Here is a 19,412-nt window from a genome sequence, read left to right as displayed (position 1 = left end):
CTAATACAGGCAGTAACCTTTATTTATTTAAAGAACGTTTATTATACCAGGTGCTTCTGCAGCAAATCGTTAAGTGATTTGAGTTTATCTTCTGCTTTAAGCGTATCGGTAGATCTATCTATATCTTTTTGCTCGGTTTGGGCGGCAAATTGTAAAGCACACATTGCTAATACATCCTGCTTATCCCTCACGGCATAACTTTGCTCAAATTGCTTAATCATAGCCTCAATTTTCTTGGCTGCCTTACGTAAACCTTCTTCCTGTTGGGGATTAATAGTTAAAGGATACACACGGTCTGCAATAGAAAGTTTTATTTTTAATTTATCGGCCATATTTATTATTCAGATAATTGAACAATGCATTGATCAATCTCCCTTATTAAGCTATTTAGTTTAAGCTTGGTTTCTGTTTTGAATTCGGTACTGCCCAGCATTGCATTGGCGGCTTTAAGGTTTTGAACTTCCTGATTAGAACCTTCAATTTTTTGGGCTAATCTTTGGTTTTCTTCTTTAACAGCGGTCATTTCTTCCTCTAAAGAACGGTGATTCTGCTTTAAATTTTCATACTTATGAAGCAGTTTACTAATCCTATTTTCAAGGCTATCAACGATTTCTGTCAATTCACTCATAAAAGCCAAATGTAATGCTTATCCCCACAAAGTTAACATTCGCGCTCTAATATGCCAATTGTTTTTTCGTCTATTTTTAAAATTAGGCAAGACATTTGCTAAGTTTCTAAGCACTAAGCCTTTAATTTTTGATTAAACTTTAATTAACTTTACCGCCCTGTTATACCCCTAATAAAAAATTAATATGAAATCTATTTTAGCTGTAATTCTATTATTCTTTAGCACTGCAATCTTTGCCCAGGCGCAGCTTCCGAAAGATTATTTTCAAAAACCGCTTGATGTTCCACTTGTGCTTTCAGGTACTTTTGGAGAACTGCGTTCCAACCATTTTCATAGCGGATTGGATATTAAAACCCAACAAAGACAGGGGTTAAATGTAATTGCTTCGGCTAAAGGATATGTTAGTCGAATAAATATTCAACATTATGGCTACGGAAAAGCGCTTTATATTCAACATCCTAACGGCTACACCACTGTTTACGCTCACTTAAAAGAATTTTCGCCCGAAATTGAAGCCTATGTAAAAAAGCGCCAATACGCAAACGAAACATACGAAATAGAGCTCTTTCCTGAAGCTGGAGAATTACCGGTAGAAGCCAATGAACTTATTGCCTTTAGTGGAAATACGGGTGGTAGTGGTGGCCCTCACCTTCATTTTGAAATTCGTGATGGCAGCCAACGACCTATGAACCCAAAACTTTTTGGGATAAATATTGAAGACAATAGAGCACCCATAATTGACGGATTGTATGCTTATCCTTTAGACGAAGAAGCACACATAAATAATTCCCGGGAGCGACAAAAAATAAACCTTACACCACTTGAAGATGGTAGTTATATTGCAAGCGAGATTGATGCCTGCGGAAATATTGGCTTTGGTATTTCATCTGTAGATCAGCAGGATGGAGCACCTAACCGAAATGGAGTTTATCATATTGAAGCTGAGCTAAATGGAGATCGTGTATTCACCTTACCCTTTAAGCGCTTTTCTTTTGCTGAAACCCGTCATCTTAATCAGTTAATCGATTATGAATATTATAGTAAAAACCGAAAACGCATTCAAAAACTCTTTGTTGAAGACGGAAATCCGTTAAGTCTTTATGAAGATGTAGTAAATAAAGGAGAGCTACATATTCAGGATAGCCTTAATTACAACTACACGATTAAGGTGAGCGATTTTGCCGGAAACCAGCGAGTGATACGAATTCCTATCCAGGGCATGCAGCGCAACGATATTCCGCCTAAAAAAGAAGATAAAACCGATTACTTTGCTCAGGCAAATCACCCCTTCGCTGCCGAAGCTAATGGAATGGATATTTATATCCCCAAAGGAAGTCTTTATAGCGACACCTATTTAGATATTGAATTTGGAGAAGACAAAGTGAAAGTTCATCAAGACCACACTCCGCTTCATAAAAATATCACTATAGGTTTTGATGTAAGTGAATATTCAGCTGATGAAAAGGAAAAACTTTTTATCGCAAGATTAGGTTATGGAAACCGCCCAAATTATTCTTCTACCTACAAAAAAGCAAACCGATTCACCACCGGCACAAGAACTTTTGGAGAATACACCCTGGCATCAGATGTTACACCCCCAAAAATATGGCCTACCAATTTCAATGATGGCCAGTGGATTTCCAGCAACAATACTTTACAAGTAAAAATTAGCGATGATCTTTCAGGGATTAAAAGCTATCGAGCTACGGTAAATGGGAAATTTATTCTTATGGAGTATGAGTATAAAAACAATACCCTAACCCACGATTTTAGTGATGGTGTGGTAACCGATACCGAAAACCAATTAAAAATTATTGTAACCGATAATGTTGGGAATAGCAATACTTATGAAGCAAGGTTTTTTAGGAAGAATTCTTAAAAACAGAAGTAAATAAGTTTTAATGAAAGAAATAAAAGGCTATCTAAAATATCTAATTTACATCAAGCTGAACTTGTTTCAGCTTCTAACACGTTGCAAATTCAACCAACTTAGATCCTGAAATAAATTCAGGATGACGACTTAAAGATATTTCAGATAGCCTTTATTAATATTCCTTTGGAAAGTGATGTTTTAATCAACTACCCTCTTCTCCACTTACTTGTTTCCTCAAAAACGTGTTCAAGGATCTTTTTATCTTCTTCTGAAAATTCTACGTGCCGGCGGTTCATAACAATTTCAGCAACTTCAAAGGCTTTTTCAGTTTTGTAAACCGTCATCCCGGCGCTGCCTCCCCAACTGAAGCTGGGTACAAAATTTCGTGGAAACCCGGCTCCAAAGATATTTGAACTTACGCCCACAACCGTCCCGGTATTGAACATCGTGTTTATTCCGCATTTACTATGGTCGCCCATCATTAATCCGCAAAATTGCAATCCGGTTTTAGCAAAACCTTCAGTTTCATAATCCCAAATACGAACTTCAGCATAATTATTTTTAAGGTTGGAATTATTGGTGTCAGCACCCAAATTACACCATTCCCCTAAAACTGAATTTCCTAAATAACCATCGTGACCTTTATTGGAATTCGCAAAAAGCACTGCATTATTTATTTCGCCGCCACCACGACATCCAGGTCCCAAAGTTGTTGGCCCATAAATTTTAGCTCCCATTTTCACCAAAGCACCTTCGCAAACTGCGAGAGCACCTTTAATAAGGCTGCCTTCCAGGACTTTTGCATCTTTCCCGATATATATGGGCCCGGTAGAAGCGTTTAATGAACAATTCTCCACTTCAGCCCCTTCCTCTATAAAAATCTTTTCGGGATTTTTTACGTAATTTGATTCGTGGATAGGCTGCGATTTTCGGCCTTTGGTTATAATTTCAAAATCGGCTTCTATGGCTTCCCCGTTTTTTGAAAAAATATCCCAGGAATTATTTATTTGAATTACTCCATCGGCCAACTCTATTTGCTCATATTCATCTAAAGCTACTTCCTGATCTTCATAAGCGTGAAAAGCAACAATATCTTCCTGATGAAAAATTGCCTGGTTAGGCTTTAGATTTTGTATTTGCTGTAAAAATTTAGGATTGGGAAGAAAAGAAGCATTTATCATTATGTTTTCTTCCAATTCTACAATAGGCCATTTTTCGGCTAAATAATCTTCAGTAACTGTAGAAGTGGTAGATTTTAAAAGTAACTCCCATTTTTCCCGACTTGTAAGAATACCAACTCTAATATCGGCTACAGGCCGCGTAAAGGTAAAAGGAAGTAAGCGGTTCCTGGCAGAACCGTCAAATAATATATAATTCATCCGCACAAATTTAGGTTTCAAAAATACAAATAAACTCACTTGACGCAAGTCTACGGGCTTTTAACTTGAAAAATGAAGTAAAAATAATTTCCTTCTTCCTGAAACCTTATATTTATTCAAAAAAGTAAAGCACAAAAAAAGTCGCCTTAAAAAAGACGACTTTTTGAAATTATATATAACAAAAAATTATTTCTTGAATTTCTTGTACTTGTTTTTAAACTTGTCAATACGTCCGGCGCTATCAACCAATTTGGTTTGCCCGGTGTAGTATGGGTGAGAAGTTCTTGAGATTTCCAACTTAATAAGTGGATACTCTGTACCTTCTACTTCAATAGTTTCTTTAGTGTTCGCGGTAGATTTAGTAATGAATACATCTTCGTTAGACATATCTTTAAATGCTACTAATCTATAATTTTCCGGATGGATTCCCTGCTTCATCGCTTTAGTTCTTTTAATTTTCGAGGTGCAAATTTAAGTAATTCAATTATAAAAACAAGGGATAGACAAAAATATTTTTAATTCTTCTGCAATGTAACGTTTTGTTATATTTGCTTACTAACCGGTTGTAACTAAACAATCTTAAATTATGGAAAATTCTACAAAAGTTTCACCTGGTAAATTTGGTGCAAATTACGGTCTTGTATTGGGAATTATACTCGTATTGATTTCTATTATAATGTATGTAACGGGTATGGCGCTAGAAGGCAAGCAATGGCCTATGTATATTTTTTATTTTATATTCTTAATCGTTATTGTTTTAGCCATTAAAGGTTATAAAAAAAATAACGCTAATTATTTAAGCCTTAGTGAAGCTTTAAAAACAGGTGTCTCTGCAGCGGTAATTAGTGGCCTTATTTATTTGGTTTATAATATTTTATTCAATTATGTTATTGAACCTAATTTTGCTGAAGATATGATTGATGTAGCCCGTGATAATATGAATGAAATGGGAAACCTAACAGATGAGCAAATAGAAATGAGCTTGCAATGGATAAAATGGGTTTCTAATCCATTCCTGGGAGGCGCAATTTGGCTAGGCTTTAGTGCATTTTTCGGATTAATTTATTCTTTAATTGCCGGTCTAATTATGAAAAATAAGAACCCACAAGACGTATAATACATGCAGATTTCCGTCGTTATTCCTCTTTTAAACGAAGAACAATCTTTAACTGAATTATATAATTGGATCGCAAAAGTAATGCGATCCAATTCCTTTTCACACGAAATCATTTTTATAGACGACGGCAGTACAGATAATTCCTGGAAAACCATTGAAGCTCTGGCAGAAAATGACCAGGCGGTTAAAGGAATAAAATTCAATAGAAACTACGGGAAATCCCAGGCACTTCACGCCGGGTTTCTACGAGCTAAGGGAGATGTTATTATCACCATGGATGCCGATCTACAAGACAATCCAGAAGAAATCCCCGAACTTTATAAAATGATTAACGAAGAAGGTTACGACCTGGTTTCGGGCTGGAAAAAGAAGCGCTACGACTCTGTAGTCACCAAAAATATCCCTTCAAAAGTTTTCAACGCTGCAGCGAGAAAAACTTCCGGCGTACAACTTCACGATTTTAACTGCGGACTTAAAGCTTACAAACAGGCGGTAGTAAAGAATATTGATGTCTATGGCGAAATGCACCGATATATCCCGGTTCTTGCAAAAAATTCGGGTTTTACTAAAATTACCGAAAAGGAAGTTCAGCACCAGGCCCGTAAATACGGAAAAACAAAATTTGGCGCCGAAAGATTTATTAATGGCTTCCTGGATCTTATAAGTATTTGGTTTCTTTCAAAATTTGGCCGCAGGCCTATGCACCTTTTTGGGGCTTTAGGGGTTTTAATGTTTATTTTCGGTTTTCTTTCGGCCGGTTGGATTGGTATTTCCAAACTCTACAAACTTTATCACGGCCTGCCCAACGTTTTGGTAACCTCAAACCCCTGGTTTTATATCGCGCTCGCGGTAATGATAATTGGTTCGCAATTGTTTCTTGCAGGTTTCCTGGGTGAGCTTGTTTTACGCTCTAAACGTGAAAAAGAACGCTACCTTATCAATAAAACCACGCCAAATTTATAATGCCATTAAGGCATTAATCCTTATTTTTGTTTCTCTAAACTTATAATTATGGCTAAAAATAAACCAGAAATCCTGGCTAAGGCTAAAACCTGGCTGACTGATATATTTGACGTAGACACGCATAAAGAAATTAACCATCTTATTGAAAACGATCCAGCTGAACTGGAAGAATCTTTTTATAAGAATGCCGCTTTTGGAACCGGTGGTATGCGTGGAATTATGGGTGTAGGCACCAATCGAATCAATAAATATACCCTCGGAAAAAATACCCAGGGACTTTCTAATTTATTGAAAACCGAATTTAAAGGTGAAAAATTAAAAGTAGCGATCGCGTACGATTGTAGAAATAATTCTAAAGAACTGGCGCAAATGGTAGCTGAAGTATTTTCGGCTAACGAGATTGAGGTTTATTTGTTTTCAGAATTAAGGCCAACCCCAGAGCTTTCTTTCGCGGTGAAATATCTTGATTGCCACGCGGGAATTGTACTTACCGCAAGCCATAATCCGCCAGAATATAATGGTTATAAAGTGTATTGGCAGGACGGTGGCCAGTTGGTACCGCCACAAGACACCAAGCTTGTAGACATAATCAATAATTTAGAATACGAAGAAGTTAATTTTAAAGCCAAACCGGAATTTATTCATAAAATAGATACCGAAGTAGATGAAGCATTTCAAAAAGCTTCAGTTGAAAATGGAAGTTTTAATACTTCCGCCTCGGCGAAAGATAATTTAAACATTGTTTTCACCTCCTTGCACGGAACGGCCTGTAAGACGAATCCGCAGATTTTAGAAAAAGCTGGTTATAAAAATGTTTTTCTTGTTAAAGAACAAAAAGAACCTAACGGAAATTTCCCAACGGTAAAATCGCCAAATCCTGAAGAACCGGAAGCCTTAAAAATGGCGTTAGACCTGGCGGAAGAAAAAAATGCCGATATTGTAATTGGCACCGATCCAGACGGCGACCGTCTTGGCGTAGCAGTTCGTGATTTGAATGGAAAAATGATTCTGCTTAACGGTAACCAAACCATGTTAGTTATGACCTGGTTTTTGCTGGAACAACATAAGAAACAGGGTAAATTATCGGCTAATTCTTTTGTGGCTTCTACCATTGTTTCTACCCCTATGCTTAAAAACATTACAGAAGATTTTGGCGCTCAGTATCACGAAGTTTTAACTGGGTTTAAGTGGATCGCCAAATTGATTAAAGACAATCCAGACCTTGATTATGTTGGCGGGGGTGAAGAAAGTTTTGGTTTTATGGTAGGCGATTTTGTGCGTGATAAAGATGCGGCTACTTCTACTCTACTCGCCTGCGAGATCGCAGCACAAATGAAAGCCGAAGGCAGCTCTTTCTATGAACAACTTTTAAAACTTTATACTGAATACGGTCTTTACCGTGAAGAACTAATTTCTTTAGTGAAAAAAGGGATTGAAGGGGAAGCAGAAATCAAGCAGATGCTAATTGATTTAAGGGAAAACCCGTGGCAGGAAATTGATGGTGAAAAAGTTGTTCTTATTGAAGACTATCACACCTCTAAAGCCAATAACCTACAGGATAAAATTGAAGAAGAGATTAGAATCCCAAAATCTAACGTATTAATTTACTATACCGAAAACGGGACAAAAATAGCAGCAAGGCCAAGTGGTACCGAGCCAAAAATCAAGTTTTACTTCAGTGTGAATTCAGATTTGGATAAAGTAGAAAATTTTGATGCTGAAAATGCCAGGCTGGCCGAAAAGATAAAGCGCATTAAAAATGAATTACAACTGGGCTAAGCGCTCTACTCTATGACCTATTTAAAGAAGATTCTTCAGTTTGCAAGACCCTACAAGCGTTTTGCGATACTTAACATTATAAGTAATATTTTTTACGCACTTTTTAGCACCCTGGCGTTTATTTCTTTTATTCCCATGTTGCGGGTGCTTTTTCAGGAAGAAGAGCCAATTAGCAGCAGGCCGGTATGGAATGGCGAGTTTAGTGGCCTAAAAGATTTTGCTAACGATTATTCTAATTTTTTCCTGAATCAACAGGTAGAAGCTCACGGCCAAATTGCTGCTTTGGTAAGTATTTGTATTACAGTAATTGTGCTTTTCTTTTTAAAGAACTTTTTTAATTACCTGGCTTTATATTTTATTGCCAACCTTAGAAACGGGATGCTTAAAGATATAAGGAACCGTATCTACGATAAAATTGTAGAATTACCGGTTTCCTTCTTTTCTGAAAAACGAAAAGGAGATTTTATTTCCAGGATTACCAGTGATGTTCAGGAAATTCAGACTTCATTCTTAAGTATGCTGGAGCTTTTTGTTAAAGAACCGCTTACTTTGATTTTTACCCTGGTAGCAATGATCGCGCTTAGCCCGAAATTGACGCTCTTTGTGTTGGTATTTTTACCACTTTCAGGTTTATTGATTTCTTCTATTGGAAAGAAATTAAAATCTCAATCTACACAGGCACAACAGGAAAATGCAAACTTTCTAACCATTGTAGAGGAGTCACTTTCAAGCTTAAAAATCATTAAAGGTTTTAATGCTGAAGATAAATTTAAAAAGAAATTTTATGACAGCACCGGCCGATTAAACCGAATTTTAAATATGCTTTTACACCGCCAGAACCTCGCCTCACCTATGAGTGAGTTTCTGGGTGTGGTGGTAATCACGATAATTTTATGGTTTGGGGGAAGAATGGTGTTGATTGATAATACTATGGACGCCTCAACTTTTATAGGATTTCTGGTATTAACGTATAATATTCTAACGCCCGCAAAAGCAATTTCAAAAGCTACTTACTCTATTCAAAAAGGAAATGCCAGTGCCGAACGAATTTTAGAAATCCTGGAAACCGAATCAACAATAAAGGATGATAAAAATGCCATAAAGAAAGAGAGTTTTGAAAACAGCATTAAAGTAGATAATATCAATTTTAGGTACGAAAAAGAAAACGTACTTAAGAATTTTTCTATGCAGGTGGAAAAAGGGAAAATGGTTGCTCTGGTAGGTCAATCTGGTAGTGGGAAATCCACCATCGCAAACTTAATAACCCGTTTTTACGACGTTAACGAAGGTGATATTAAACTAGATGGGCATAACATTAAAGGAATTACCAAAAAATCGCTGAGAAACTTAATGGGACTTGTTACCCAGGATTCTATACTCTTTAATGATACGGTTAAAAATAATATTGGATTAGGGAAAGACAATGCTACCGAAGAGGAAATTATTGAAGCCTTAAAAGTTGCCAATGCCTGGGAGTTTGTAAAGGATCTTCCCAAAGGCCTGGAAACAAATATTGGCGATAGTGGCAATAAATTAAGTGGCGGTCAAAAACAAAGGCTTTCAATTGCCCGGGCTGTACTTAAAAATCCACCAATTATGATTCTTGATGAAGCTACCTCTGCCCTGGATACCGAAAGCGAAAAGCTGGTGCAAAAAGCCCTGGAAAATATGATGAAAAACAGAACTTCTATAGTTATCGCCCATAGACTTTCCACCATACAAAACGCAGATAAGATTATTGTACTACACCGGGGCGAAATTGTAGAGCAGGGCAAACACCTGGAATTACTCGCCCAAAAAGGTACCTATCAAAAGTTAGTAGAAATGCAATCTTTTGATTAAGGCACAAAAAAAGCTGTCTAAGAAAATCTCAGACAGCTTTTTAAAGTTTTAGATATTTTTTTATAAAATCAACTCTCCATTTTCCAGAGCTTCATCTATATTAGCGCTAATCGTAGTATGGGTTCTAAAGAATTTTCTTCCATCTTCTCTTTTCAATTTAACAGTAGTTTCACCTGCATCATTTGTTTCTACTGCAGTTACTTCTACTCTATTCCCATTCAGGCTCTTATAGTTTGCAATTCCACCTTTTTTAATTATGAAATTAGCTTTAGGTAAATCTAAAGATTTAAAATTCTGATTTTCAGTTTGATTAATCACTAATACATCTCCTACCGTTACCGGTTCAGTTTGGTTTTGTGCCTCTACTTGAAAAGCAAATAATAGCATAATCGGAATTATAAGTAAATTTCTCATAGTAATTGTTTTTATTTAGCAAAAATATACATATTTTTTTGCCATAATACAATTATTAAACACTTTTAGCATAACTTTCACATGTTCATTTATAGGCATAAAAAAAGGACGAAGTAAACTTCATCCTTTTTTAAAAATTATTCTCATTGTGGGGCAACTAAGAATAATAGATTTAATTCGTTTTCAATTGGGGCAAAAAAGATTAAATCATTTTTGATACTGTAAATATAGATTAGAGAAATCAAATCACCAAACAAAAAATGCATTTTAACTGATTTTTATGCATTTTGTCGATTATATAAAGATTTGGCTTACGCGAAAATTAGGATCGAATTCTTTTACTCGCTGACTTTAAGAAGAATAAAGTTTTAATTACCTTTGGCTTCCGCTACACGGGATTCCACATGAAAATTAAGACAAGTATCCCTTTGAAAACGTCCGAAGATCTACTTATTAAACGCTTACAGGATAAAAAGACTTCTTCTGAAGCTTTTAAGGAATTGGTATCTTTATATAAGGAGCGTTTATACTGGCACATTCGTAACATGGTGAAAGACCATGAGGATGCGCATGATGTGCTTCAGAATACTTTTATCAAAATTTTTAGAAATATCAATAATTTTAAAGGAGAAAGTAAATTATTTTCCTGGATGTATCGCATAGCCACCAACGAATCTATAAGTTTTTTAAATAAACGCGCTAAATGCAATCACATCACTTCAGAAGATTTACAGCAACAACTAATTTCCAATTTAGAAAGCGATGTTTATTTTGAAGGAGATGAAATTCAATTAAAGTTGCAAAAAGCAATTGCCAGTCTGCCAGCTAAACAACAACAGGTTTTTAATATGAAATATTTTGAAGAATTAAAATACCGGGAAATGGCAGAAATACTTGAAACCAGTGAGGGAGCGCTAAAGGCATCATACCACCACGCGGCTAAAAAAATTGAGGAATACTTAAAAACCAATTAAACCTTTTGTACTTTTCATAGTCAAATAAGCAAATGAAGAAAGAAAAAATATCATATAATCAAAAATCAGGCTTTAAGACCCCAGCAAACTATTTTGAGGGTCTAGAAGAGGATTTGTTAGATATGGTGAAACTTTCAGAAACTCTGGGAGAAAAAAAATCTGCTGGTTTCACTGCACCAATTGGATATTTTGATGGCCTGGAAGACGAAATTCTTAAAAAAGCGACTAAACCAGAAACCAGGGTTAGAAATTTATTTACCAAAGAAGCATTTCTTTATGCTGCCAGTATCGCCGCAATTGTAATTGCTTTTGCCAGTACTTTTTACATTAACCCTGAAACTCAAACAAGCTGGGACAATGTAGAACTTTCAGTGATGGAAAATTATATAGACAATAATAACATAGAATTTTCTACAAGTGAGATTTCAAATTATATTTTTCAGCAAGGATATATTATTGATGATGCAGATCTAAATACTGTAAATTCTGATGCGATGAAGAATTATCTTGATGAAAATTTAGAAGATCCGCTTTATATTTTAGATGAAGATTAATATGAAAAACCTACTTATAATATTATTAATGTTTTCTGGATTGTGGGAAATGCAGTCCCAAAACAGAAGTGAATCTCATCGAGAGAAAATAAAGGAATTAAAAACTGCTTTTTTTACCCAGGAGTTAAACCTGGATAAACAAAAAGCTCAAAAATTTTGGCCAATTTATAATGAATATGAGTCTGAATTGCACGAATTGAGAAAACGAGAGCATAGAGATTTGCCTAATTTAGAATGTATTTCTGAAGATGAGGCCGAGGAAATGCTAAAAGAATACGTCATTATAGAAAGGCAGGATTATGTTCTTAAAGAGAAACTTTTCAAGGATTTGAAAGAAATAATGTCTTCTCAGGAAATTATTAAACTTCATAAATTGGAAGACGAATTTCATAAAAAATTGATTAAAGAATACCGATCTAGAAAAGATCGCGAAAATCAGGAATAATAAAGCAAAATCCTGGTTGGGCAATAAAAATCTCACCTGGTGAGTCTTAAAAGTTAGTTTTTTGGTTAGTTAGTAGTTAGTTAGCATCCCGGTAGGTTTTGCCTCCCGGGATTCTTTTTAATTCAAACTCCTCGAAAGGTAAGTTTACAGGATATAGTATTGATTATTCTTCCCCTAGAGGTGAGCCCAGAATATTTAAATCTCGATTATTGAGTAAAATTGAGCTTCGCAATCCTACCTTTTCCTGCAGCATACGCCACTGAGTCGTTTCTAAATCTTAAGGTATAAAAACCTTCTTTAGAAATTTCTTCCCAGGTTTTACCAGAGTCTTTAGAATATGAAATTCCGCTAAATCCAGTGGCTATTATTTTTTCTCCTCCACCATTAGGTACAAACCTCACACTACTTTTGTAGCCTGGCTCCTGCCCTTCTGCAATTAATTCCCAGGTTTTGCCACCATTTTTGGTAATAGCTTTATTCCCGGTATTTCCATTGGGTTTGGTATAATCTCCACCGATAATAATTCCGAAGTTTTCATCATAAAAATCCATACTATATCCGCCGGTTGTGGCTTCCCCATCTATTAAAGGAGTATTATAAACTTCCCAGGTTTTCCCTTTGTCTGGAGAGAAATAAATTCTGGATTTCATGCCGCCGGTTAAAATCCAGGTATTATCTCCTTCAATAGCTATATTAGAATTACTCGCTGCAAAAGCAGCTTCTCCTTCTATAACTTCAGGTAAAACATCGCAGTTTAACTTTTCCCAGGTTTTACCACCGTTACGAGTTATAATTATTGAAATACAATTATCGGTTGGGTCACCCATTGCAATTCCTTCCTCATTATTCCAAAAAGCCATGGCATCATAAAAAGCTTTTTCGTGCTCCTCTTTATAAACTAATTCCATCGCACCGGAATCTCCGGTTTTATAAAGTAAAGCGGGGCTTCCAACGCTCAACATAAAAAAATCGTTATCTGTAGAAGCTACTGCTCTAAACTCGGGAACAAGTGTATCGTATTTTTGATTATTGGTTCGCCAGTTTTTATTATTAAAATTATACATCCCAAAAGTGGCATTATTTGCTGCGAAAGCCAGGTTATTCCCAATTATCTCAATCGCTCTAATACTCAAGGAATTATTTTCCAGAATAGGTTCTATAGTTACTGAAGTATATTCTATTTCAGGTTGTACCCGGTTTTCTTTTTCCGCTTGTTTCTCATTTTTACAGGCACTAAAAATTATAAAAAGACATAACAATAGAATTCTGTTCATAAGTTGAATTTAAATGTTCTGGTTAAAAAAATTACTTCGGCACAAACCTAAAAAGCTCTCCTCAAAAATATATGGTGATCTCGAGACAGTACTTATACTAATTCATCTCAATTATCAAATCAAATATAATTTTTTTCTGCAGCAAAACAGCCTATTGTGAGCTTATAAAGCGCCCTAAAACTTATTATTTAATATGTAGCCAGGCCTTGAAGCAATTAAACCACAATTGTCGACTAAAAAAATTACCTTTGCAAATTCAAAATTTAGTTATGCGGTTACACAGGAATTTGGTTTTTGCCACCATAGACGCCTTAAATGAAATATTCAACAATAATAAATATGCCGATAAGGTTATAGAGCAAACCCTAAAGCGCGATAAGCGTTGGGGGGCTCGCGATCGTAGTTTTATTGCTGAAACCGTTTACGATATTGTTCGGTGGAAAAGACTTTATGCTGAAATTGCTGAAGTTAAAGAACCTTTTGATCGTGAAAATTTATTTAGATTATTTACCGTTTGGGCTACCTTACGCGGAATTGCGCTCCCAGACTGGCCTCAATTTGCTGGCACACCTACCCGAAGAATTAAAGGAAAATTTGATAGTTTAAGTAAAATTAGAAAATACCGGGAATCTATTCCAGATTGGATGGATGAGCTTGGAGTAAAAGAACTTGGTGAAAAGGTGTGGGATAAAGAAATCGCAGCGCTAAATCAACAGGCGCCCGTTATTCTTCGCGCTAATACCTTAAAAACAAGTAAAGATAATTTACGCAGCGTTCTTAAAAACGAAGAAATTATTTCTGAACCTATAAAAGGGTATAAAGACGCTTTAAAACTGGAAGAACGCGGTAACGTTTTTAGAACGCAGGCTTTTAAAGATGGTTTTTTTGAAGTTCAGGATGCTTCTTCGCAAGTAGTAGCCGAATTTCTTGAAGTAGAACCCGGGATGCGCGTAGTAGATACTTGCGCCGGTGCCGGTGGTAAAACACTTCACCTCGCAGCTTTAATGGAAAACAAAGGCCAAATTATTGCTACCGATATCTACGGAAATAAACTCAAAGAACTTAAACGCCGCGCCAAACGTGCAGGTGCCCATAATATAGATCCGCGTGCCATAGATAGCACAAAAGTGATCAAGAAGCTTTACGGAACTGGAGATCGTGTGCTTATAGATTCCCCTTGTAGCGGCCTCGGAGTGTTAAGCCGAAATCCTGATGCCAAATGGAAATTGCAACCTGAATTTATAGACAATCTTATAAAAACACAGGCCGAAATTATTGAAACCTATTCCCGTATTGTAAAACCGGGAGGAAAAATGGTTTACGCAACCTGTTCGGTTTTACCTTCTGAAAATGAAAAGCAAGTAGAAAATTTTCTAAAAAATACTGAAGAAGGAAAAAAATTCAGATTGCTTAGAGATCAAACCCTGCTTTCTTCTGAAACCGGTTTTGACGGATTCTATATGGCACTTTTAGAAAAAAAGGTTTAAAGGTTTCTCCCCAAATTTTTAGAATCAATCAATTTCAGGTAAAATCACGCTATTTTTCCTGAAATTGATTTTTTTGATGAAAAATTTCTACTTTTTATTTCTTCTTATACTTTTTTATTCCTGTTCAGAAGACGGTACCTCAATTCCTGAAGAAAAACCGGAAGAAAATAATTTTTCTTCTGAAATCTTCTTTTCAGAATATGTAGAAGGCACCTCCTATAATAAAGCGCTGGAAATTGTAAATCTTACCGGAGAAAATATTAACCTGGAAACTAAAATTTATTCCATTAAAAAACAGTCTAATAGAACCGGCGATTGGATGGGCGAAGTTTTACTTGAAGGTGATTTAGCACATGAAGAAACTTTTGTGATAGGTAATGAATCGGCTCCTATTTCTAAAATTATTTCAGGATCTAATCAATTAAAAGCCGGTACACCTTTAGATTTTAACGGTAACGATCCTGTAGGGCTTTTCAAAAACGGGGAGTTAATAGATATTATTGGATATCTTGATACCGTTGAAGATTTTGCTAAAGACCAAACTTTAAGAAGAAAGAAATCTATAACAGAACCTTCTCTTGAATACAATCCCGATGACTGGGAATTTCTGGAAATGGATAATGTTGAAGATTTGGGTAGTTACTAAACTACGAAAGGAGTTATGTTATTGCGAGCGCGGGACGAGTCTGGCAATCTTTGGTTATAGTCCCGCTTATTTTAAAAGGAACTTATTTGAAAAAGTACAGATTGTGTCGCAGACGCCTAAAAAAACTCCTTCGCAATGCCAGTACTTTAAAAGAGCAATACTTAAAATTAAAGATCGGTTCGTGAATTCGTGGCAAAACCTTCACAATATTTTCTGCACTAACTTCCTAAAATATTTCCTTTAAAAAACCTAAATTTGTCTTTTCGCGAACAACACAAAACAACATAGAATGATCCTTTTCTTTGGAGACCAATCCACCAAGGTTTTTGCGGTAGAAACGCATACTAACCTTACGGCGCAAGACATTACTAAATTAAACTGGCTTTTTGGGAATACACAACAAATTAATAAATCTGCTCTGGCAGATTTTTTTGTTGGACCCCGTGCTGCAATGATCACTCCCTGGAGTACCAACGCGGTAGAGATTACCCAAAATATGGGAATAAATGGCATTATTAGAATTGAAGAATTTTTGCGAATAGATAAGAATTTTCACGATTTTGATCCAATGCTTTCTCAAAAATACGAAGGTTTAGACCAGGATATTTTTGATATTCATATTAATCCTGAACCTATTATTGAAATTGATGATATTGCGGCATATAACCAGCAGGAAGGTCTCGCACTTAATATAGAAGAGGTTGCTTATTTACAGGGCTTAGCCGATAAATTAGGTCGTAAACTCACAGATTCTGAAGTTTTTGGTTTCTCCCAGGTAAATTCTGAACATTGCCGCCACAAAATTTTCAATGGTACTTTTGTAATTGATGGAGAGGAAAAACCGAATTCGTTGTTCAAAATGATCAGAAAAACTTCCGAAGAAAATCCTAACGAAATTGTTTCTGCTTATAAAGATAATGTTGCTTTTATAAACGGGCCGCGAGTACAGCAATTTGCACCAAAACGCCCCGATGTTCCCGAATATTATGAAAATAAAGATTTTGATTCGGTAATTTCCATAAAAGCCGAAACTCATAATTTCCCCACCACGGTAGAACCATTTAATGGTGCTGCAACCGGAAGCGGTGGCGAAATTCGTGACAGGCTTGCCGGCGGAAAAGGTTCTTTACCTTTAGCCGGGACCGCGGTTTATATGACTTCTTATTCCAGGCTGGATAAAGACCGGAAATGGGAAAATGGAATGAAAGAACGCGATTGGTTGTACCAAACTCCAATGGATATTTTAATAAAAGCATCTAACGGGGCTTCAGATTTTGGAAATAAATTTGGACAACCTTTAATTTCAGGATCGGTACTTACTTTTGAACATACTGAGCACAATAGAAAATTAGGTTACGATAAAGTAATTATGCTTGCTGGCGGTATTGGTTACGGGAAAGCCAGTCAGGCACAAAAAGATATTCCGAAGAAAGGTGATAAAATTGTAATTCTTGGTGGTGAAAATTACCGGATTGGAATGGGCGGTGCCGCAGTTTCATCTGCAGACACCGGAGAATTAGGAAGCGGAATAGAATTAAACGCCATACAAAGAGCCAATCCCGAAATGCAAAAACGTGCCTCTAATGCGGTGCGTGGAATGGTAGAAAGTGAAGAAAACCCAATAGTTTCCATTCACGATCACGGTGCAGGTGGGCATTTAAATTGTTTAAGTGAACTTGTTGAAGAAACCGGGGGAAAAATAGATTTAGATAAATTGCCGGTTGGGGATCCTACCCTTTCAGCTAAAGAAATTATAGGAAACGAATCCCAGGAACGAATGGGACTGGTTATTGGCGGTAAAAATTATGAAATACTTCGCAGGGTTTCAGAACGTGAACGCTCCCCTATTTATCAGGTTGGTGATGTAACAGGCGATCATAGGTTTACTTTTGAAGGTTCAAAATCGGGTAAAAAACCAATGGACCTGGAACTTTCTGATATGTTTGGTAGCTCACCAAAAACTATAATGACCGATACATCGGTAAAACGTATTTATGCCGATTTAGAATATTCTTCAGAAGATATAAAAGATTATTTAACCCAGGTACTTCAATTAGAAGCCGTGGCCTGCAAAGACTGGTTAACCAATAAGGTGGACCGCTGTGTAACCGGGCGCGTGGCAAAACAACAAACCGCCGGGCCATTGCAGCTTCCGCTAAATAATTGCGGGGTGATGGCGCTGGATTATAATGGAAAAGAAGGTGTGGCCACTTCTATTGGTCACTCTCCTGTTTCGGCTTTAGTAGATCCGGTTGCGGGTTCTAAAAATTCAATTGGCGAGGCGCTTTCAAATATTATTTGGGCTCCGTTGGAAAAAGGCTTAAAATCTGTTTCGCTTTCAGCCAACTGGATGTGGCCTTGTAATAATGAAGGGGAAGATGCCAGGCTTTATGAAGCGGTGCGTGCGGTTTCAGATTTCGCGATTTCCCTGGGAATAAATGTTCCTACAGGAAAAGATTCGCTTTCCATGAAGCAACGCTATAAAGATGGCGAGGTACTTTCTCCCGGCACGGTAATAATTTCAGCTGCCGGGCATTGTGATGATATCACGAAAGTAGTTGAGCCGGTTTTACAGCCCCAAAGCCTCGGGGGCGGTGATATTTATTATATCAATTTATCACAGGATAATTTTAAACTGGGCGGATCTTCTTTAGCGCAAATTCTAAATAAAGTTGGGACAGAAGTTCCAACTATTAAAGACCATATAAAATTCGCTGATGCTTTTTATAATATTCAGGCATTAATTAAGCAGGATTTAATCCTGGCCGGGCACGATGTTGCTTCTGGTGGATTAATCACTACGCTTCTTGAAATGTGTTTTGCCGATACTAATCTTGGCGCAGATTTAGACCTTACCGCCTTGAATGAAAAAGACAGTGTAAAATTATTATTCAACGAAAACTGCGGAATTGTTTTCCAGGCAAAAGATGAGACTGCGGAACAAGTACTTACTGATAATAATGTTGAATTCTTTAAAATTGGAAAAGTAACGGAAGGAAACGAACTAAAAATCAAGAACGGCGCAGAAAATCTCAGTTTCAATATTCCTGAAATGCGAGATGTTTGGTATAAAACTTCCTTCCTATTAGATCAGAAACAAAGCGGTGTAGATAAGGCTACTGAGCGATTCAATAATTACAAAAATCAACCACTGGAATTTAAATTCCCTTATGGATTTACCGGTCAGCTTCCATTCCAATCTGATTTATTGGAGAAGCCTACCAAAGCTATTAAAGCGGCGATTATTCGTGAAAAAGGTTCTAATTCTGAACGTGAAATGGCCCGTGCGATGCACTTAGCCGGTTTTGAGGTTAAAGATGTACATATGACCGATTTAATCTCGGGAAGGGAAACCCTGGAAGATATTCAGTTTATAGCAGCCGTAGGAGGATTCTCAAATTCAGATGTTTTGGGCAGTGCAAAAGGTTGGGCAGGAGCTTTCTTATATAACGAAAAAGCTAAAAATGCGCTCGATAATTTCTTTGAAAGAGAAGATACCTTATCGCTTGGAGTATGCAACGGTTGCCAGCTTTTTATTGAGTTAGGATTAATAAATCCAGACCACGAAAAGAAACCGAAAATGCTTCATAATGCATCGCATAAATTTGAATGTAATTTTACTTCCGTAGAAATTATGGAAAACAAATCGGTGATGCTATCCACACTTTCTGGAAGTAAACTCGGTATTTGGGCTGCTCACGGTGAGGGGAAATTTAGCTTTCCTTATAAAAAAGAGCATTATAATATTGTAGGAGAATACGGCTATGATAAATATCCAGCCAATCCAAATGGCTCTAACCACAATACAGCTATACTTACCGACGATACCGGAAGACATTTGGTTATGATGCCGCACTTAGAACGCTCTACCTTTCCCTGGAATTGGGCCTATTACCCAAAAGACAGGAAAGACGATAAAGTAAGTCCGTGGCTTGAAGCCTTTGTGAATGCCAGAAAATGGTTAGATAAAAAATAATTTTTCTTCAGCATTATTTAAACGCCCAATGATATTTTTATTGTTGGGCGTTTCTAATTTA

17 protein-coding genes are annotated in these 19,412 nt (G+C 36.6%); 11 read left to right on the top strand and 6 right to left on the bottom strand.

Annotation, left to right across the window (positions count from 1 at the left end; translation table 11 throughout):
• Nucleotides 1–41: 41 nt before the first annotated feature.
• Nucleotides 42–332, bottom strand: coding sequence for a cell division protein ZapA (locus B4F31_RS02710; protein WP_075327237.1), 291 nt, complete (start codon nt 330–332; stop codon nt 42–44).
• A 5-nt stretch (nt 333–337) separates the two neighbouring features.
• Entirely contained in the window at nt 338–628 is a 291-nt protein-coding gene (locus tag B4F31_RS02705) for a hypothetical protein (RefSeq protein WP_075327238.1), read from the bottom strand.
• 184 nt (nt 629–812) lie between these two features.
• Here B4F31_RS02705 and B4F31_RS02700 point away from each other — a divergent pair, with 184 nt between their 5' ends.
• Nucleotides 813–2,507: a M23 family metallopeptidase gene (locus B4F31_RS02700; protein ID WP_286760553.1), complete on the top strand. Its 1,695-nt coding sequence runs from the start codon at nt 813–815 to the stop codon at nt 2,505–2,507.
• Between the two features lie 200 nt (nt 2,508–2,707).
• Here the strand turns inward: B4F31_RS02700 and B4F31_RS02695 are convergent, their stop codons facing one another.
• Complete coding sequence (locus B4F31_RS02695; protein ID WP_286760552.1) at nt 2,708–3,880, bottom strand: GlmU family protein; 1,173 nt, start codon at nt 3,878–3,880, stop codon at nt 2,708–2,710.
• Nucleotides 3,881–4,066: 186 nt separating this feature from the next.
• Entirely contained in the window at nt 4,067–4,318 is a 252-nt protein-coding gene (locus B4F31_RS02690; RefSeq protein ID WP_037314972.1) for a type B 50S ribosomal protein L31, read from the bottom strand.
• 148 nt (nt 4,319–4,466) lie between these two features.
• On the opposite strand from B4F31_RS02690, the gene B4F31_RS02685 reads away from it, so the two are divergent.
• Genes B4F31_RS02685 through B4F31_RS02670 form a run of 4 tightly spaced genes read left to right on the top strand, consistent with a single transcriptional unit; the run spans nt 4,467 to nt 9,581 of the window.
• Nucleotides 4,467–4,997, top strand: a complete 531-nt coding sequence (locus tag B4F31_RS02685) for a DUF4199 domain-containing protein (protein WP_286760551.1) — start codon at nt 4,467–4,469, stop codon at nt 4,995–4,997.
• Nucleotides 4,998–5,000: 3 nt separating this feature from the next.
• Nucleotides 5,001–5,960 (top strand): glycosyltransferase family 2 protein, encoded by a 960-nt coding sequence (locus B4F31_RS02680; protein WP_286760550.1) that lies wholly within the window; start codon nt 5,001–5,003, stop codon nt 5,958–5,960.
• Between the two features lie 48 nt (nt 5,961–6,008).
• Nucleotides 6,009–7,739: a phospho-sugar mutase gene (locus B4F31_RS02675; protein WP_093304807.1), complete on the top strand. Its 1,731-nt coding sequence runs from the start codon at nt 6,009–6,011 to the stop codon at nt 7,737–7,739.
• Nucleotides 7,740–7,751: 12 nt separating this feature from the next.
• A complete protein-coding gene (locus B4F31_RS02670) occupies nt 7,752–9,581 on the top strand; it encodes an ABC transporter ATP-binding protein (protein WP_286760549.1) in 1,830 nt (609 codons plus the stop codon).
• A 60-nt stretch (nt 9,582–9,641) separates the two neighbouring features.
• On the opposite strand, the gene B4F31_RS02665 is transcribed toward B4F31_RS02670, so the two are convergent.
• A complete protein-coding gene (locus B4F31_RS02665; protein ID WP_075327246.1) occupies nt 9,642–9,995 on the bottom strand; it encodes a hypothetical protein in 354 nt (117 codons plus the stop codon).
• A 428-nt stretch (nt 9,996–10,423) separates the two neighbouring features.
• Here B4F31_RS02665 and B4F31_RS02660 point away from each other — a divergent pair, with 428 nt between their 5' ends.
• The 3 genes from B4F31_RS02660 to B4F31_RS02650 are packed head-to-tail and all read left to right on the top strand — an operon-like array spanning nt 10,424 to nt 11,968.
• Nucleotides 10,424–10,969 (top strand): RNA polymerase sigma factor, encoded by a 546-nt coding sequence (locus B4F31_RS02660; protein ID WP_075327991.1) that lies wholly within the window; start codon nt 10,424–10,426, stop codon nt 10,967–10,969.
• 32 nt (nt 10,970–11,001) lie between these two features.
• On the top strand, nt 11,002–11,523 hold the full coding sequence (locus tag B4F31_RS02655; RefSeq protein ID WP_075327247.1) for a hypothetical protein: 522 nt from the start codon (nt 11,002–11,004) through the stop codon (nt 11,521–11,523).
• A gap of 1 nt (nt 11,524) precedes the next feature.
• Nucleotides 11,525–11,968: a hypothetical protein gene (locus tag B4F31_RS02650; protein WP_075327992.1), complete on the top strand. Its 444-nt coding sequence runs from the start codon at nt 11,525–11,527 to the stop codon at nt 11,966–11,968.
• Between the two features lie 206 nt (nt 11,969–12,174).
• Here the strand turns inward: B4F31_RS02650 and B4F31_RS02645 are convergent, their stop codons facing one another.
• Nucleotides 12,175–13,242: a WD40/YVTN/BNR-like repeat-containing protein gene (locus tag B4F31_RS02645; RefSeq protein ID WP_286760548.1), complete on the bottom strand. Its 1,068-nt coding sequence runs from the start codon at nt 13,240–13,242 to the stop codon at nt 12,175–12,177.
• Between the two features lie 269 nt (nt 13,243–13,511).
• Here B4F31_RS02645 and B4F31_RS02640 point away from each other — a divergent pair, with 269 nt between their 5' ends.
• The 3 genes from B4F31_RS02640 (at nt 13,512) to purL (ending at nt 19,351) form a co-directional block, all read left to right on the top strand.
• Nucleotides 13,512–14,729 (top strand): RsmB/NOP family class I SAM-dependent RNA methyltransferase, encoded by a 1,218-nt coding sequence (locus B4F31_RS02640; RefSeq protein WP_093304811.1) that lies wholly within the window; start codon nt 13,512–13,514, stop codon nt 14,727–14,729.
• A 76-nt stretch (nt 14,730–14,805) separates the two neighbouring features.
• Nucleotides 14,806–15,375 carry a lamin tail domain-containing protein gene (locus tag B4F31_RS02635; RefSeq protein WP_093304813.1) on the top strand — a complete coding sequence of 190 codons (570 nt, stop codon included), beginning with the start codon at nt 14,806–14,808 and terminating at the stop codon, nt 15,373–15,375.
• Nucleotides 15,376–15,664: 289 nt separating this feature from the next.
• Complete coding sequence (purL, locus tag B4F31_RS02630) at nt 15,665–19,351, top strand: phosphoribosylformylglycinamidine synthase (protein WP_286760547.1); 3,687 nt, start codon at nt 15,665–15,667, stop codon at nt 19,349–19,351.
• Nucleotides 19,352–19,412 lie beyond the last annotated feature (61 nt).

The organism is Salegentibacter sp. UBA1130 (assembly GCF_002311535.1).
Lineage (GTDB): Bacteria > Bacteroidota > Bacteroidia > Flavobacteriales > Flavobacteriaceae > Salegentibacter > Salegentibacter agarivorans.
The sequence above is the reverse complement of the archived record's forward strand: the minus strand, read 5'-3'. Positions and strand labels throughout refer to the sequence as shown.

Bases quoted from the DNA above. Each gene is read 5' to 3' on its own strand.
- B4F31_RS02650 (WP_075327992.1), top strand. From the start codon at position 11,525: ATGAAAAACCTACTTATAATATTATTAATGTTTTCTGGATTGTGGGAA.
- B4F31_RS02675 (WP_093304807.1), top strand. From the start codon at position 6,009: ATGGCTAAAAATAAACCAGAAATCCTGGCTAAGGCTAAAACCTGGCTG.
- purL (WP_286760547.1), top strand. From the start codon at position 15,665: ATGATCCTTTTCTTTGGAGACCAATCCACCAAGGTTTTTGCGGTAGAA.
- B4F31_RS02665 (WP_075327246.1), bottom strand. From the start codon at position 9,995: ATGAGAAATTTACTTATAATTCCGATTATGCTATTATTTGCTTTTCAA.
- B4F31_RS02685 (WP_286760551.1), top strand. From the start codon at position 4,467: ATGGAAAATTCTACAAAAGTTTCACCTGGTAAATTTGGTGCAAATTAC.
- B4F31_RS02640 (WP_093304811.1), top strand. From the start codon at position 13,512: ATGCGGTTACACAGGAATTTGGTTTTTGCCACCATAGACGCCTTAAAT.
- B4F31_RS02695 (WP_286760552.1), bottom strand. From the start codon at position 3,880: ATGAATTATATATTATTTGACGGTTCTGCCAGGAACCGCTTACTTCCT.
- B4F31_RS02700 (WP_286760553.1), top strand. From the start codon at position 813: ATGAAATCTATTTTAGCTGTAATTCTATTATTCTTTAGCACTGCAATC.
- B4F31_RS02710 (WP_075327237.1), bottom strand. From the start codon at position 332: ATGGCCGATAAATTAAAAATAAAACTTTCTATTGCAGACCGTGTGTAT.
- B4F31_RS02635 (WP_093304813.1), top strand. From the start codon at position 14,806: ATGAAAAATTTCTACTTTTTATTTCTTCTTATACTTTTTTATTCCTGT.
- B4F31_RS02705 (WP_075327238.1), bottom strand. From the start codon at position 628: ATGAGTGAATTGACAGAAATCGTTGATAGCCTTGAAAATAGGATTAGT.
- B4F31_RS02655 (WP_075327247.1), top strand. From the start codon at position 11,002: ATGAAGAAAGAAAAAATATCATATAATCAAAAATCAGGCTTTAAGACC.
- B4F31_RS02670 (WP_286760549.1), top strand. From the start codon at position 7,752: ATGACCTATTTAAAGAAGATTCTTCAGTTTGCAAGACCCTACAAGCGT.
- B4F31_RS02680 (WP_286760550.1), top strand. From the start codon at position 5,001: ATGCAGATTTCCGTCGTTATTCCTCTTTTAAACGAAGAACAATCTTTA.
- B4F31_RS02645 (WP_286760548.1), bottom strand. From the start codon at position 13,242: ATGAACAGAATTCTATTGTTATGTCTTTTTATAATTTTTAGTGCCTGT.
- B4F31_RS02690 (WP_037314972.1), bottom strand. From the start codon at position 4,318: ATGAAGCAGGGAATCCATCCGGAAAATTATAGATTAGTAGCATTTAAA.